Here is a 16,669-nt window from a genome sequence, read left to right on the forward strand (position 1 = left end):
GCACAATCATTAAGTACTTAACCCTCCGCAAAAAAACCGACCTTTGCAACAATAATGGAAAAGTCAAATTTTATAGATTATATCAGAATTTTTTGCCGCAGTGGCCATGGAGGACCTGGTAGCAGGCATTTTATGCGTACCAAATACAACGCCATGGCTGGTCCGGATGGTGGAGATGGCGGCAGGGGCGCACATATTATTTTAAGGGGAAGCTCCCAATTGTGGACATTGCTTCACCTGCGTTATTACAAAAATGTGCTGGCAGAAGATGGAGAAAGTGGCAGCAAAAACAACAGTACCGGTCGTTTTGGTAAAGACATTATTATTGAAGTGCCATTAGGCACCATTGCCCGTGATGAAGCAACAGGCCAGAAAGAAGTAGAAATATTGGAAGATGGCCAGGAGGTAATTTGGGTAAAAGGGGGTCGTGGCGGATTGGGAAATGCCAATTTTAAAACTGCCACCAACCAGGCGCCTGAATATGCGCAGCCGGGTGAAGAAGGAACCGAAGGATGGAAATTACTGGAATTAAAAGTATTGGCTGATGTTGGCTTGGTGGGTTTTCCCAATGCTGGCAAATCAACACTGTTATCTGTAATTACCGCTGCAAAACCAAAAATAGCTGATTATGCTTTTACCACTTTGGTACCACAATTGGGCATGGTAGAATACCGCGATGGCAAAAGTTTTTGTATTGCCGATTTACCGGGCATCATCGAAGGTGCTGCAGAAGGAAAAGGCCTGGGGCATCGGTTTCTGCGTCATATAGAACGAAATTCCATCCTGCTGTTTTTAATACCGGCTGATTGTGCTGATCATAAAAAAGAATTTGAAATACTGGTAAACGAACTGGAACAATACAATCCTGAAATGCTGCAGAAAGATTTTGTAATTGCCATCAGTAAAAGTGATATGCTGGATGCAGAATTGAAGGCTGACATTGCAAAAGAACTTCCTCAAAAGATCCCGCATATTTTTATTTCATCCGTAACAGGCCAGGGACTACCAGAATTAAAAGATCTGCTTTGGTCAGTCATGAATCAACAGGTACAAAAATAAAAAGCACTGAACAGCGTACTAAAATACCTGAAAGATTTTTACACCAAAGAATTTAACTGGAGGTATTTTTTTCTGATAGCATTAATGCTGGGATGCCTTATTTATCTTAACTACTGGCACAACCTGGAAAAAAAATATGCTGCTGCACCCACCAGCCGGCTAGGCAGATTTACAGGATACTACCTGCTGTATTTCATTCCTTTTGCAGGCGCCTTTTTTTTACAACTGTTATTTTTTAAAGATTGCAGTTACTATAAAGATGCCTGGTTCTGGATCATTCTTTTTTTAGCTCCTGCGTTATTTGCCTTCCGGGTAAATTTTAACTGGCACCAGCAATGGATTATAAACACCTGGTCAGGCCCTATCCGCTTATTTTACCTGCATTGCCTTAACTGGGTTGTACGCGTTTTTGTTTTACTGATACCGGTATTTTTTATATGGTTCATAAAGGATAAAAATATACAACCTTTTTATGGCACCAAAGCGCTTGACAGCCTGCGCCCTTATCTGCTGATGTTACTGGTAATGATTCCTTTGCTGGTACTGGCAGGTACACAAAAAGATTTTTTACAGGTTTATCCCAAGGCAAAACTGATTGATACAATACCGGTGCAAAACTGGATGGACAAGGTCCGGTATGTTGTATTTGAATTGTGTTATGGTTTTGATTTTGTAAGCATAGAATTTTTCTTTCGCGGATTTTTAATACTTGCCCTGATGCGTATTTGCGGTATGCATTGCATCATTCCCGTGGCCTGTTTTTACTGCGCCATCCATTTAGGTAAACCCATGGGCGAAGCCATTAGCAGCTTTTTTGGTGGTAGTTTATTAGGAATTGTGGTGTATAATACCGGCAGTATATGGGGCGGCTTAATTGTGCATTTAGGTATCGCCTGGGTGATGGAAGCCGTTGGTTGGATTGGGGTAATTCTTGGCAAAGTGAAACAAATATAACCCCGCACATTTAGCTGCATCCACAATTCAGAGGCACAATTATTACAAACTTTTTGCGTTGATTTATTTTGATTCAGTGTTTATACTTTGCCCGGGAAGCCAATGTAGAATTAAAAAATACAGTATAAGAGTGCGACGCAACGATGTGCCACAGGGCTTTTCAGGCAGGTCAACAATTTTTTTTTGTATTTCGTCGCTAAATTTTGTTATTCTATCGTAAAAAGTATAGTCAATTTATTTTTTACAAATAATAACATTAATTTTAAAAACCTGCGATGAGAAAATTTATACCTCTTTTTTTACTACCACTGGTTTGCATTGTTTTATGGGGTTGCCCGTACGATTCACCTTACGGTATTGATGCCGCTGCTCAGGAAAATATTGATGAAAGTTTATTAGGCAGCTGGGCTGCGTTTGTTGCGAAGCCTGCATATGATCAGCAGCATGTCGAAGACCCCGTAAAAATCATTTTTTCCAAAAACACCGACCAGGAATATAACATTGCCATCACCGGGTATATTGATGAATTAAAGCCTTATCATGTTATAACCAATGATACCATTAGGGGAACCGCATTTATTTCCATCGTTTCCAGCAGGCAGTTTTTAAACTGCTTTATAAAAGGCAGAATGTATTTAGCGGAGATAAAACGGCGTGACGATAATTTGTCCATCCTTTGTCTTGCTGAAAAATTCACCGTACGCTATTTAAAAAACAGCAAAGACCTGCGGCGGGAAATTGAGTTTCACTCCAAATTTGACGCCTCACCTACTTATGATGATTTTTTTGTTGCCAAAAATTTAAAAAAAGTAAACTGACACCAGCCACATTTACTTATTTACCGCTCCATTAACAATTGCTATTTTCCACAACTACCGCAAATTATCGGCAATGATGTAATTTGCTTATTCATTTAACCATTGCTCATGCCAACCAGTAAAATTGCAGGAATAGGAATGTATGTTCCTCAAAACAAAGTAACCAACGAAGATCTGAAACAATTTATGGATACTTCGGATGAGTGGATCCAGGAACGCACCGGCATTAGGGAGCGCAGGTACGCCCACCGCACCAACGAAACCACCACTACCATGGCAGTAGAAGCTGCGACAATTGCGATTGACCGGGCGGGCATCACACCAACTGACATTGACTTTATTATTTTTGCCACTTTAAGCCCCGACTACTATTTTCCGGGTTGTGGTGTGCTGGTACAACGTGCCATGCAAATGAGAGAAATAGGCGCATTGGATATCCGCAACCAATGCAGCGGTTTCGTGTATGCGTTGTCGGTAGCAGACCAGTTTATTAAAACCGGTATGTATAAAAATATACTGGTAATCGGCAGTGAAAAGCATTCATTTGGTTTGGATTTCAGCACCCGTGGCAGAAATGTATCCGTGATATTTGGTGATGGTGCAGGCGCTGTGGTGTTGCAGGCAACGGAAAAACCAGGTCAGGGAATTTTAAGTACCCACCTGCACAGCGATGGCCAGAGTGCAGAGCTGCTGGCCATGTACAACCCTGGCACGCATGCCAACCATTGGGTAACCAATGCTGTTGCCACTTACGATGATGCGCCTGCAGGTGGAATGTTTATGAGTAAAGAAATGATTGACAAAGCTGAAAATTTTCCGTTCATGGACGGACCGGCTGTGTTTAAAAAGGCCATTGTAAAATTTCCGGAAGTAATACAGGAAGCACTTGCAAAAAACAATTTAGCCGCCACCGATATTGATTTACTGATACCGCACCAGGCTAACCTGCGCATCAGCCAGTTTGTTCAGCAAAAGCTGGGGCTGAGGGATGACCAGGTGTTTAATAATATTCAGCAGTACGGTAATACAACGGCAGCCTCCATTCCTATAGCTTTATGCGAGGCCTGGGAAAAAGGCAAAGTAAACGAAGGCGATCTTGTTTGCCTGGCTGCATTTGGTAGTGGCTTTACCTGGGCCAGTGCTTTGATGCGCTGGTAGACAATTATAATCTGAAATAATTTTTGACTAAACAATTTCAAGAAGTAAAATCAAGCGCCGTTGTTAATAATGTTGCATGCTATTTTATTACCCGCAACTGTTGGGCCTTTACGTTAATTTTAATGTTTTACTAAATTCAATCATTGATGCCGCGGAAAATCATATATTTTATCAACCCTATTTCTGGAACAAAAGACAAGGCGCCTGTTTTAAAAATAATTGAAGAAAGAACAAAGCAACAAAATATACCGTATGAAATTTTACATACCAACGCCCAGGGTAATTACCATTTTTTAAAAGAAAAAATTGAGCAGGAAGGCGTTACTGATATTGTTGTTTGCGGCGGAGATGGTACAGTTAGCCAGGTAGCCGCCACCTTAATGGAGGAGGATGTAAATATTGGCATCATCCCCATGGGATCGGGCAACGGCCTGGCATTGGCGGCAAAAATTCCAAAGGAAATCAATAAAGCCCTTGATGTAATTTTCACCGGTAGAGCCCGTTATATTGATTCCTTTTTTATTAATGATACTTTTAGCTGCATGCTTTGCGGACTTGGGTTTGATGCCCAGGTAGCACACGATTTTGCCCGGCAGTCATCCCGTGGATTAGGTACCTATATTAAAAAAACGCTTGAAAATTTCATTACGGCCAAACCTTATTCCTTTGAAATTGTAAATAAGGGGAAGTCATTTGCTGCCGAAGCTTTTTTTATTAGTATAGCCAACAGCAATCAATTTGGCAACCAGTTTACCATCGCACCAAAAGCCAGTTTAAATGACGGCCTGCTGGATATTGTGGTGGTAAAAAAAATGAGTAAACTACGTATGCTGCTGGCAATTGCAAGGCAGGTAACTGCGGGTAAAATAAACGAACATGATGATAAAACGTTTCATGAAAGAGACGTACTTTATTTTCAAACTCCGCAGTTAATCATCCACAATCTTGATAAAGCACCGCTGCATGTAGACGGAGATCCGGCTTATACTGCCCAAAAACTGGTGATAAAAATAATACCTGATGCCTTTAAATTAATACAGCCTGCCGGCTAATTAACTAAGGTAAAATAACGTAACTTCAATTACAGATTGTTAACAGCTTAAACCTAAAACCAATGCGTACAGTTGCAAACATATTAATGAGTAAGACGCCGGCATTTAATTTTGTAGATCCCGATGCAAAAGTGATTGAAGCTCTGCACATCATGAACTCAGTTAACCTTAGCTACCTGGTGGTATATAAGAATGATACATTCTATGGAATTTTTTCTGAAAGGGATTATAGCCGCAATGTAATTTTAAAAGGGTTACACAGCGACAGTTGTGCTGTTAAGGAAGTGATGAGTGTTTCGCTTCCGGTAATTGACATGCAGGATACTGCCGAGCATTGCATGGAATTATTGAATACACATAAAACACGCTACCTGATTGTGTTTGAGCATAATCAATTTAAAGGCGTTGTAACCATCAATGACGTTTTAAGAGAAGCGCTCAAAAGCAAGGAAATGGTGTTTGATGAATTAACACTTAACCAGGCAATGGAATGGCAGGATAAGATTTTTTAAACCCTGTTGTAATATTTTTGTCGAAGGAACCTGTTGCAACAAACAGGTTTTTTTATTTAAGCAATTGTATTAATGCTTTCAATACCTGCTGGTTATTGGCTGCATTAAAAGATGCAATTACATCTACCTTTTCAGCTGCGGTTAAATGAAAATTCAGTGCTGCTCCCTGGTCTTCAATTTTAGGCGTATATATAAATTCCAGCCGGTGCAAATTTGTTCTGGTTTGTTCAGGTATAAAACTATAGGCCTGGTTTTGAAAATAATCCTGTAGATTAAACCAGTTATGCTGCAGCATGGTGGCAGGCTTTACCAATAAATCTGTTATAGTACCTGTTTCCAGCGGATGTTGCCAGTTATCTTTTTCCCTGTCACGTATTTGTACTATTAAAACACCACTGGTATTTTCAGCAAGCCAGTCTTTAAAATTATCGATAAAACGCCACGTGGATTCCTGGCCAAAATTATCCCGCAGGCCTGCATCCATCACATCAATTACGGGGTTACAGGGCAACCATACATTTGGTAAAACATAGGGAAACGTAGCGTTCATCCGCATGGCAGTAAGTAGCCGTAAGTTCATAGGGTCCTGTTGCCGGAACAAGGCGGCAAAATCAATGGCATCCGGACTAACGCTGCTATCATTGTCAAAGGCTGCCGGTTTCATCATAAAACTAAGCGGCTGTGTGCCAATCATCATTTTGCGCCCATCTGCGGTAACCACGGAGTTGAATATCATCATCGGAATGTTGGCTGCTTTTTCATCGGCCGCGTAATCTTTTAATTGCCGGTTTAATATTTTACCCGAATTTTCATTAAGCTTTTCTTCAAAGGCATATCCCCGGTCTTTAATATAACTATAAGGACCTACCCTAAATTTTTGCGCCGGAGAAAAAATATCCCTGCTGATCATGGAAGAAAAAACAGGATTTAGTAAATCCTGTGCGATATTATCCCGGTAAACTTGCTGGTGAAGATTTAGATTTTGGCCCTGTAATTTTTGCCTGTACAACTCCCGGTAATATGCTGCAGACAACATACCACCGCTGGCACCACTTATTAAAAAAGTGTGGCGCATTAGGCTGCCGCCTGTAATGCTGTCGAGTTGCTGCAGGGTATTCATCACAAATGTGGTACTGCGCAAGCCCCCGCCACTAACGTTTAAAAACAGGATGGCCGGTTTATCCTGCTGTTGCTTTTTTTTCCAGTTATTCAATACCTGGATCATATTGTTTTTATCGGCTGTTATGTTGGCGGGCGAACAAATTTGCTGCAATGACTGACGGCTGTATTGCGGCCGTTGATCTTTATTGGTGTAATTTATACCGTAAGCCTTGTTGCGTGGATCGATGATTTCTTTCTCATATAAAATATTCAGTATGGCAACAAGGGCAATTACAAACAGCAGGCTCCAGCTTTGCAAAAAATAGGTCAATGCACCTATAACGGCCACCATCAGGGCAAAGAATACAACGATGCTTGCAGCAGCAGGTGGCTGAAAAAATTTTACATCTAAAAAAAAACCGCACACAATCAGAAAAATAAAAGCGAGAATGATGCCCATCATCGCTGCAAAGTGATGGCGCTTAAAAATAGTGTCTAAAAAGTCCTGGTTGTAATGCGTTACAGGCCTGGCTTTGCGAAATTTAAACCGCCCACTAAGGAAATAACTCACCTTCATGCCAAAACCATCCGTGTGTGGTTTTTTCGACGGATCAAAATTGCTTCTGAAAAATTCAGGATTGGCTACTACCGGGGTAATAGTGCGTAAAATAGTTCTGTCAACTCCAAAAAAGAATGCAAAAGAAAAAGCCACCAGGGCTATAAAACCCCCTAAAAACCCAAGTACAAGGGCCACCTCTTCACCCGTACTTAGCAACTCTTTATAAGTATTAAACTGTATAGATTTCACCAGGTAAAAAGCAAGGAAAAATAAAGGCAACAGGCCATTGTTTATACAATATTTCAAAAAAGGCGTGGATGCAGTAGCCAAAAACTTGAACCGCCGGGTATGCAAAATAAAAGTGGTGATATTCCAGCTCATAAAAAATACACCCATTGCAATACCCACCGCCGCAGAGCTAAGTGCATTTACTTTACCAAGGTATTCGGGAACGAAAAACAAAGCATCTGCCCCAAAGTTTTTCATAAAGCCACTGTTGATAGTGCTGGCCATCAGGAACCAAAATATCAACAATACCTGGTACTTTCTAAAATGCAGGATCAGTAACTGTATAGGGAAAGAATAAAAGATATTCCGCAGCAAAAGCTTCATGTATATGGACTTTTTTTAAATGTACTACTTATTAAACACAAGTACATAACATCCGCAACGCCGAATTATTTTGCCAGAATATTTTATTTTCTTTTTAACACAAATAGAATGGATATCACACATATCAGCAACGACATGGCTACAAACTGGTGCGACACGCCAAGCAATACCAGGCGGCTGGGATAAGTGGCATTTAAAACGGTGCAAATTCCCAGTACAACCTGAAGTATCACAAGCAGCAATACCCACGATCGTAATTTGGTAAATAGCAGATGGTTTTTTACCTCCGAAGCAGCAAAATACCAATAAGTAATCAGGGCAAAAAGCAGATAAGCCAGACCCCTGTGAATAAAATGAATGGTAATTTTATTATCCAGCAAATTTTTTGAAAAAGGAGATAATTCATTTAAACCAGCAGGAATGATCTGGCCATTGATATCCGGCCAGGTGGGTGCAGTAACTGCAGCTCTCAAGCCCGCCATAAATGCACCATAAATTAACTGGAAAAACAATACGGTTACAATTGCCAGCATTATACCATGTAGCCTGGCATTGATCACCTTTTTTGCCGGAGCTTCCAGCAATCCCAGTGCGAACCATAAAGTATAACACAACAAACCCAATGCTGCTATAAAATGCGTAGCCAGCTCTATATGCCCCACAAAATATTTTTCCGGTACCAGCCCGCTTTTTACCATAAACCAGCCGATAGCACCTTGCACAGCGCCCAATAAAAATAAAATCACCATGGGCAAAATCATTTTTTTATTGAATTTTTTGGTAGCCAGGAAATAGATAAAGCCAATCAAAAAAACCATCCCCATCGTTCTTGCCCAGAGGCGGTGAAACCATTCCCAAAAAAATATGCCTTTAAAATCGCTGAGCGAAAAATTCTGGTGCACATATTTAAACTGATCAGTTACTTTATAGCGATCAAATTCCGCCTGCCAGGCTGCATCATTTAACGGAGGCAATGCACCAGTGATGGGTTTCCATTCAGTAATGGAAAGTCCGGATTCTGTTAAGCGGGTGATGCCGCCAATCAGTACCTGTATCACAATCATCGCCACCCCTGTTAACAGCCAAAAAGCCACCTGCTTATTATTGCGTTGTTCTAAAGTTGTATCCATAGCGGTGCAAATTTAGCATAGCGGTGATTGTATTTGCACATTGAATTAGTTTTTGCGTTTTTTGACAGATATTTGTTCCACATGTTGCTTTCTTATTATCAAAAAGAATTAATTGAAGCCGGGCTGGACGAAGCCGGAAGAGGTTGTTATGCAGGGCCGGTGTTTGCCGCTGCCGTTATTTTACCGTTGGATTTTTGCCACCCCCTGTTGAATGACAGCAAACAATTAAAAGAAGAAGAACGCAATCTGCTCCGCCCCATTATTGAAAAAGAAAGCATTGCCTTTGCTGTGGCTTCAGTTGATAATGATGAAATAGATACCATCAATATTTTGCAGGCTTCTTTTAAAGCCATGCATCTTTCGCTTGATAAATTAAACGCTGTGCCACAATTGTTGTTGGTAGACGGTAACCGCTTTAAAGCCTATCAAAATCTTCCTCACCAATGTATTGTTAAGGGTGACGGGCTGTATGCTTCAATAGCTGCGGCAAGCGTTTTGGCTAAAACTTACCGGGATGAGTACATGCAGCAACTGCATCACCAATACCCCCACTACGGCTGGCATGATAACAAGGGATACGGCACTCCTTTTCACAGGGAAGCCATTGCCAATCATGGCCTCTGTTGCTATCATCGCAAAAGTTTTGACATTTCCCCCATCCCCTTCGCTGAACAATAATTTTCTTTTTATTTCGTCTCATTAAACTTTGTTTAGCAGCGCCAGTCTGTATATAAGCGCCAGTTAAGCTGCTTTATTGATAACCAAAACAAATGCATCAGCTATTACAACGCATATTTTGCAAGTGTACACCAGCGGTCCTTTCAAGGTTCTCTTTCAGAAAAAAGATTTTTAACCCTATATATTTCTTAAACAAAAAATCACTAATCAAAAACCAATTATTATGACTATTAAAATTGCAATTACAACAATCGTACTGGCACTTGGTATTACCAGTGCAAACGCACAAACTCACGCGGTAGCACACCGTCAGCACCAACGCATACGCCAGGGCGTTAAAAGTGGTGAGTTGACGAAAACGGAAGCTGTTAATCTACGTAACGACCAAAAAGAAATTCGCCAGGAAAAGCAGGAAGCAAAGGCGGACGGTGTAGTTACCAAGGACGAAGTAAAAGATATCAGGAAAGATCAAAAGCAGGAAAGCCGCAAAATTTTCCGTAAAAAACACAACGAAAAAGAAAGAAATTAAATCATTATAAGCGGGGATTAATCAGCAGGTACTGGCTTTGGCCGGTACCTTTTTTTATAATTACTTTTTGTGGTCTTAATAAGTAAACCTCTAAGCAATCCATTCTCCGGCTCCTTGTCTTGTGATTACCCAGTTATCTGTTACGCAATCCACAATGGTAGAAGGTATCATACCGCCTGGTCCGCCATCAATCACAATATCTACCATATGGCCAAATTTTTCATGAATGATTTCCGGGTCTGTGTACTCCTCTACCATTTCGCCGGGCAGCGAAGTGCTTAAAATCGGGTGATCCAGCACATCGAGAATATCGCGGCATATAACGTTATCGGGTATACGCAAACCGATGGTACTTTTCTTTGTCTGTAAAATTTTAGGCACCTGTTTACTGGCCGGTAAAATAAAAGTATACGGGCCGGGCAAATAATTCTTCAGCATTCTGTAAAGCGGCGTACCAATACTTTTGGTATAATCGCTTAAGTGGCTAAGATCGCGGCAAATAAAACTCATTTGTACTTTGGCTGGATCAATATTTTTAATGACACAGATCCTGTCGATTGCTTTGTGTTGAAAAATATCACACCCCAAACCATAAATAGTATCGGTTGGATAGATAATTACCCCGCCGTCCTTCAGGCATTCTGTTACCTGTTTGATGAGCCTTGGCTGGGGATTCTGCGGATGTATCTGGATTAGCATAATGACTGTTTTATACAATTTAGCAAAGAGATTTGGCTATAGTAAATATTTATTGATAGTCTTCGCTGCAATAAGGCGGCAAAGTTACTTTAAGCCGTCAATACCCTCATAGTTATTATGTTGTCTGCTAAAAATACACCAGCCTTAAAAAATATCCTTAACCAGGTGGACAAAGGCTGCCGGCGGCCTTGAAGCAAAAACCATTACTTTTGCAGCTTATTGTTCATTTTTAAGCAACCCAAAATTAAAACCGGATATGTCGTTAATTTCAGTAGGTACCATGGCTTTTGATGCCATTGAAACTCCCTTTGGAAAAGTAGATAAAATTGTAGGTGGCTCAGGCACTTACGTAGCGTATGCTGCAAGTAATTTTGTAACTCCTGTTCAACAAATTTCTATAGTGGGATATGATTTTCCAGCCGAAGAAATGGACCTGTTAAAAACACGCGGAGTACAAATGGAAGGAGTGGAAATTGTTCCTGATAAAAAATCGTTTTTCTGGAGTGGTAAATACCATACCGATATGAATACCAGGGACACACTCATTACTGACTTAAATGTGCTGGCAGATTTCAACCCGGTGGTACCCGAAAGTTACCAGGGTGCCGATTTTTTAATGCTGGGTAATTTGTCTCCGGATATCCAGTTAAGTGTAATTGAACAGTTAAAAGAAAGACCCAAATTGATTGTAATGGACACCATGAATTTTTGGATGGAAATTGCATTGGACGGTCTGAAGAAAGTATTAAAAAGAGTAGACGTACTGATGGTAAATGATGGTGAAGCCCGGCAGCTGAGCGGCGAAGTTTCGCTTGTGAAAGCCGCCAAAATAATCATGGAAATGGGGCCTGCTTTTTTAGTTATTAAAAAAGGAGAACATGGCGCATTATTGTTTCATAAAAACCATATTTTTTCGGCCCCGGGTTTACCGTTGGAAGAAGTATTTGACCCGACCGGTGCAGGAGATACATTTGCCGGTGGTTTTATCGGCCATTTGGCCAAAACAAAAGACATTAGTTTTTCCAATATGAAAACCGCCGTAATTGTGGGAAGTGCGATGGCCAGTTTTTGTGTTGAAAAATTTGGTCCCAACAGGATGAAAGAAATTAGCAAAGCAGATATTGACGCAAGGCTGGATGAATTTGTACAGCTGGTAAATTTTGAAATTGACGTAGTGGCATAAGCCGTTAAAATTTGTTATAAAAGCCGGTATTCGTAATGCCGGCTTTTTAATTTTTGATACATTTACAGGCCAGCGATCACCGGCCCTAAATTTATTACCGATGCACAGGAAAATATTTGTACTTTTTTTTTTGTTTGTATTTTTTACAGCAGCAAACGCACAGCCAACCACAGTCCGTCCCAAACTAAAAGGATGGCATTTACTCAATTACCAGCAGGATGGTTATGTTGGCACAGGTGTTAAAGAAGCCTATGAATTGCTGGCAGGTAGAAAAAGCACGCAGGTGATTATCGCAGTGATAGACAGTGGTATCGATACGCTGCATGAAGACCTGAAGAGTATTTTATGGACGAACCACGGAGAAGTTCCTGGTAACGGGAAAGACGATGACGGCAACGGGTATACCGATGATATACATGGATGGAATTTTTGCGGAACAGCCTCGGGAGAGAACCTTGGCGTAAATACACACGAAATTGCCCGTGTTTACCATCGGTTTAAAAATGACTTTGAAGGCAAAGTGGAAAATGAAATCCCGGCCGAAAAGAAGTTTCTTTTTCACCAATGGCAGCGATCGGAAAAATTGCTAAACAAAGCCTACGGAGAATATAAAAAAAGTTATCCCGGGATTGAAAATTTCTCTACCGGTTTAAACACCACAAACAGGCTTATCACTGCTTATCTTAATAAACCAAGTTTTACAAAGGCTGATATTGTAACGGTGAAATCAACTGATAGCCTTGCCTGGGCGGTAGCTGTCTGGAACGACTTGTTTACAAAAACCAATGACAGTGCTGCAACCAATACGGCTTTTATTGGTGAAGTAGATTCATACAAAAACAATCTGCTGGCCAATAAAAAACGAATGGAAGATGAGCCGATTGATTACAGGGGCGCCATGACAAAAGATAAATATGAAGATATTACAGACAGTGTATATGGCAATAATAATTTGTACGATCATGCAGGCAATCACGGCACGCATGTATCCGGCATAATCGGGGCGGTGCGCAACAACCATATTGGTGTAGACGGTATCGTAGACAATGTTCGTGTTATGTTTATCAGGGCTGTACCTGGTGGGGACGAACACGATAAGGACGTGGCATTAGCAATACGCTATGCCGTAGATAACGGTGCTAAAATTATCAACATGAGTTTTGGCAAACCTGTTTCGCCTTATAAAAAAATGGTGGATGATGCCGTTAAATATGCTGACGAGAGAGGCGTTTTGCTGGTACATGGCGCAGGTAATGATGCAGAAGACATTGATAAGGAGCCTTTTTATCCAAGCCCGGTTTTTATGGATGGCACCAGGGCTACCAACTATTTAACCATCGGTGCCAGCGGAGATTATAGCACCGGCTCACTGACTGCCTCCTTTTCCAATTATGGTCAACTGGTAGATATTTTTGCTCCGGGTGTGTACATTAACTCAACTACTTTCAGCAATGGTTATGAAGCTTTTGATGGAACGAGCATGGCTAGTCCGGTTGCAGCGGGTGTGGCCGGTTTAATAAAATCTTATTTTCCACAGTTAAGCCCGGAACAAATAATTGATCTGATATTGAAAACAGGATACGCTGTAAAAGAAAATGTCCTTATTCCTGGTGGAGATAAAAAAGTGCCGATGCAGCAATTGTGCCGCAGCGGTAAAATTATCAATGCTTACGAGGCAGTAAAACTGGCACTGAAACAATATGGCGGCCAATAGACAGATTGTTAAAAAAAGCAGTCAACTGTTGTAAGTTGACTAATTTTGTATTCTAATTAGTTACTCATGATTGTAGTTGAAATTATTGCACTTGTTTTTCTCTGCAGACACAACGGATTCCTCGCCGAACGTAAGGGACTGTCGGCGACTAAATGGAAATGGTATACAGTGGCCGCATGGCTGGCGGCGGAGTTAGCGGGTCTCCTTTTTGGAATGGCATTATTCGGCATGAAGGATCTATACGCTTTATCCGCACTTGCATTGATAAGCGCCTTCGGTGGCTTTTTATATATAAATGCTTTGCTTAAAAAAATGCCTGATGACATTGAAGAGGATGTAAACAAAATAGGCATCAGCGATTTACAACCGCCCCGTAAAGAAGAACGGGACATACAATAACCTCAGCCCTCAGGGGCTTTTTTTATTAGCATTTGATTAATAACTTTAATGCGGTACAAACCTTTACTTTGCTAACTGCCAACAAACTGAAATTATTTATAATGATGACAAACAGCTTTTATAAAATAATCGTCTTTTATATTTTTTTTACCGCATCCTTTACCTCTCTTCAGGCACAACATATTGATTCGTTATTAAGTATTTTAGATGAAAATTATCCGCAGGAAAAAATTCACCTGCACATGGATAAACTGAATTATAACCCGGGTGAAACGCTTTGGTTTAAGGCCTATATTACTGCCGATAACCAACCCGCAGCACTCAGCAAAACTTGCTATGCAGAACTGGTGGACGAAAAAGGCACCCTGCTTCAAAGGCAAATCATGCCGGTACTGGAATCCGGTGCAGCGTCAAGTTTTGAATTGCCGGATACATTACATGGCAATAAATTGTACATACGTGCCTACACCTCCTGGATGCTGAATTTTGATTCTGCCTTATTTTATATGCACCCGGTACACATTATACCTTTAAAATCTGCTGTAAAAAAAGTGCCGGTAGCGCCATCTTACACCCTTACTTTATTCCCGGAAGGCGGTGACCTGGTGGAGAATATTGGTTCGCTGGTAGCTTTTAAAGCAACCGACCAGGAAGGTACTCCCATTTCCATAACAGGCAATATTGTAGATGATAAAGGCAAAATAGTAACTCCTTTTTCATCTGTTCATGATGGTATGGGTTATTTTTCATTGCTGCCTGTTGCGGGAGAAAAATATAAAGCGGTGTGGAAAGATAAAAAAGGCGTGCAGCATCAAACGGCTTTACCGGATGCGAAAAAAGATGGGCTTACATTAAGTACCATTTACTCGGCAAACCGTATACAATATACTCTTACCAGGCCGGAGGTTGAATCACCCGCTGCATCGCAATATTATGTAATAGCCCAAATGCAACAACGCGTTGTGTACAGCGCTAAAATAAATCTTACCAAAAAAAGTACGGTTACTGCCCCAATTATAACCGACAGCATGCCCACAGGAGTTTTACAATTGACTGTTTTCAATGCAGAACAACTTCCCGTGGCAGAGAGAATCGTTTTCATCAATAACAATAATTATTTTTTCAATACCGATTTGCATGCTGTTGAAAAAAACCTGGCAAAACGGGCCCGCAATGTGTTGCAGATAGACGTTGGCAATAACCTGCTTACCAATTTATCAATCGCTGTTACGGATGAAGGCATTAATCCGGTGAGCAACAATGAAGAAAGCATTTTCACACAACTGTTGCTCAGCGGCGATTTGAAAGGATATGTGTATAATCCGGCATATTATTTTTCAAGCGATGAAGATTCAGTTAAACAACACCTGGACCTTGTGATGATGACCAACGGCTGGAGAAGGTTTAAGTGGGAAAATGTGTTGGCCGAAAAATGGCCCGTACTCACTATTTCACCTGCAGATTATATTTCTATCAAAGGCAAGGTATTGGGTTTATCCAAGCTGCAGTTAAGCAATAAAGACCTAACCGGTATTTTAAAAACCAAGACCAATGCGCCCCAGTTTTTAAACATCCCTATGACCAAGGACGGGCAATTTAAACTGAACAAACTTTACTTTTTTGATACTGCGAAATTGTATTACCAATTTAATAATGATAAAGACAAAACACTAACCAGCGCAGCAAGTTTTGCCTTTGAAAATGGCTTTGTAAAATCGCCTGCTCAATCCGTTAATTTATTGTCTGGCTTATACGCTCCTTCAAAAACAGACAGTTTGATTTTATTAAGAAGCAGCAGCCTGGCAAAATTACAACGGGAGCAAAACGAGCGCAATAAAATACAAACGCTCAGCACGGTGGTTGTAAAAACCAAACAAAAAAGCTTAAAACAAAAAATGGACGAAGAGTATACTTCAGGTTTGTTCAGTGGTGGCGATGGGTATACTTTTACAACAGAAGATGATCCTTTTGCAAAATCGGCGCAAAGCGTTTTACAATACCTTCAGGGCAAAGTAGCGGGTTTGCAGATTTCTACTACGGGAACGGGTGGCGCTACCTGGCGGGGCAGTGCTACCAGCTTTTTCTTAAATGAGATCAATTCAGATGTGAGCCAGTTGCAAAATATCAACATGAATGATGTGGCTATGATCAAAGTTTTCCGCCCTCCTTTTTTTGGCGCCATGGGTGGTGGTGCAGGTGGTGCCATTGCGGTGTATACCAAAAAGGGTGCTGCTTTGAATAATAATTTTAAAGGTTTGGACTTTACCAATATTGTGGGCTATTCGGTTATCAAACAATTTTATTCGCCCAATTACGAAACGGAGAATGATCCCACAGTGGCCGATTACAGAACCACACTTTACTGGAATTCATTCTTGCTGATGGACAAAACTAACCGCCGTATCACCATTCCTTTTTACAACAGTGATAACTGTAAAAAACTAAGGGTAATTATAGAAGGTATTAATGAACTGGGGCAGTTAACAAGAGAAGAAAAGATTTTTCAATAGCA

General features: G+C 40.8%; 15 protein-coding genes. 12 read left to right on the forward strand and 3 right to left on the reverse strand.

Annotated features, from left to right (window positions below; all coding sequences use genetic code 11):
* Window positions 1–54: 54 nt before the first annotated feature.
* The 6 genes from obgE to QWZ08_RS26735 all read left to right on the forward strand — a co-directional run bounded on the left by obgE (window position 55) and on the right by QWZ08_RS26735 (window position 5,553).
* A complete protein-coding gene (gene obgE, locus QWZ08_RS26710; protein WP_290340803.1) occupies window positions 55–1,059 on the forward strand; it encodes a GTPase ObgE in 1,005 nt (334 codons plus the stop codon).
* An 84-nt stretch (window positions 1,060–1,143) separates the two neighbouring features.
* Window positions 1,144–2,013, forward strand: a complete 870-nt coding sequence (locus QWZ08_RS26715) for a CPBP family intramembrane glutamic endopeptidase (RefSeq protein ID WP_290340804.1) — start codon at window positions 1,144–1,146, stop codon at window positions 2,011–2,013.
* A 275-nt stretch (window positions 2,014–2,288) separates the two neighbouring features.
* Window positions 2,289–2,831: a hypothetical protein gene (locus QWZ08_RS26720; protein ID WP_290340805.1), complete on the forward strand. Its 543-nt coding sequence runs from the start codon at window positions 2,289–2,291 to the stop codon at window positions 2,829–2,831.
* A 108-nt stretch (window positions 2,832–2,939) separates the two neighbouring features.
* The gene (locus tag QWZ08_RS26725) at window positions 2,940–3,989 is read left to right on the forward strand and encodes a 3-oxoacyl-ACP synthase III family protein (RefSeq protein WP_290340806.1); all 1,050 of its coding nucleotides are present in this window, start codon (window positions 2,940–2,942) and stop codon (window positions 3,987–3,989) included.
* 146 nt (window positions 3,990–4,135) lie between these two features.
* Window positions 4,136–5,041, forward strand: a complete 906-nt coding sequence (locus tag QWZ08_RS26730; protein ID WP_290340807.1) for a diacylglycerol/lipid kinase family protein — start codon at window positions 4,136–4,138, stop codon at window positions 5,039–5,041.
* A gap of 62 nt (window positions 5,042–5,103) precedes the next feature.
* On the forward strand, window positions 5,104–5,553 hold the full coding sequence (locus QWZ08_RS26735; protein WP_290340808.1) for a CBS domain-containing protein: 450 nt from the start codon (window positions 5,104–5,106) through the stop codon (window positions 5,551–5,553).
* Between the two features lie 52 nt (window positions 5,554–5,605).
* Here the strand turns inward: QWZ08_RS26735 and QWZ08_RS26740 are convergent, their stop codons facing one another.
* Entirely contained in the window at window positions 5,606–7,825 is a 2,220-nt protein-coding gene (locus QWZ08_RS26740; RefSeq protein ID WP_290340810.1) for a hypothetical protein, read from the reverse strand.
* Window positions 7,826–7,908: 83 nt separating this feature from the next.
* Window positions 7,909–8,955, reverse strand: coding sequence for a COX15/CtaA family protein (locus QWZ08_RS26745; RefSeq protein WP_290340811.1), 1,047 nt, complete (start codon window positions 8,953–8,955; stop codon window positions 7,909–7,911).
* 81 nt (window positions 8,956–9,036) lie between these two features.
* Here QWZ08_RS26745 and rnhB point away from each other — a divergent pair, with 81 nt between their 5' ends.
* Together rnhB and QWZ08_RS26755 are read left to right on the forward strand one after the other, a co-directional pair.
* Complete coding sequence (gene rnhB / locus QWZ08_RS26750) at window positions 9,037–9,633, forward strand: ribonuclease HII (RefSeq protein ID WP_290340813.1); 597 nt, start codon at window positions 9,037–9,039, stop codon at window positions 9,631–9,633.
* Window positions 9,634–9,856: 223 nt separating this feature from the next.
* A complete protein-coding gene (locus QWZ08_RS26755; protein WP_290340814.1) occupies window positions 9,857–10,162 on the forward strand; it encodes a hypothetical protein in 306 nt (101 codons plus the stop codon).
* Between the two features lie 90 nt (window positions 10,163–10,252).
* Here the strand turns inward: QWZ08_RS26755 and QWZ08_RS26760 are convergent, their stop codons facing one another.
* On the reverse strand, window positions 10,253–10,861 hold the full coding sequence (locus QWZ08_RS26760; RefSeq protein ID WP_290340815.1) for an L-threonylcarbamoyladenylate synthase: 609 nt from the start codon (window positions 10,859–10,861) through the stop codon (window positions 10,253–10,255).
* 256 nt (window positions 10,862–11,117) lie between these two features.
* Between QWZ08_RS26760 and QWZ08_RS26765 the strand changes: the two genes are divergently transcribed.
* The 4 genes from QWZ08_RS26765 (at window position 11,118) to QWZ08_RS26780 (ending at window position 16,667) form a co-directional block, all read left to right on the forward strand.
* Window positions 11,118–12,044, forward strand: coding sequence for a PfkB family carbohydrate kinase (locus QWZ08_RS26765; RefSeq protein ID WP_290340816.1), 927 nt, complete (start codon window positions 11,118–11,120; stop codon window positions 12,042–12,044).
* A 100-nt stretch (window positions 12,045–12,144) separates the two neighbouring features.
* Window positions 12,145–13,758 carry a S8 family serine peptidase gene (locus QWZ08_RS26770; protein ID WP_290340817.1) on the forward strand — a complete coding sequence of 538 codons (1,614 nt, stop codon included), beginning with the start codon at window positions 12,145–12,147 and terminating at the stop codon, window positions 13,756–13,758.
* A 66-nt stretch (window positions 13,759–13,824) separates the two neighbouring features.
* Window positions 13,825–14,157 (forward strand): hypothetical protein, encoded by a 333-nt coding sequence (locus QWZ08_RS26775; protein WP_290340818.1) that lies wholly within the window; start codon window positions 13,825–13,827, stop codon window positions 14,155–14,157.
* A gap of 101 nt (window positions 14,158–14,258) precedes the next feature.
* Window positions 14,259–16,667 (forward strand): hypothetical protein, encoded by a 2,409-nt coding sequence (locus QWZ08_RS26780; RefSeq protein ID WP_290340819.1) that lies wholly within the window; start codon window positions 14,259–14,261, stop codon window positions 16,665–16,667.
* Window positions 16,668–16,669: the final 2 nt, after the last annotated feature.

Source organism: Ferruginibacter paludis, assembly GCF_030409685.1.
Lineage (GTDB): Bacteria > Bacteroidota > Bacteroidia > Chitinophagales > Chitinophagaceae > Ferruginibacter > Ferruginibacter paludis.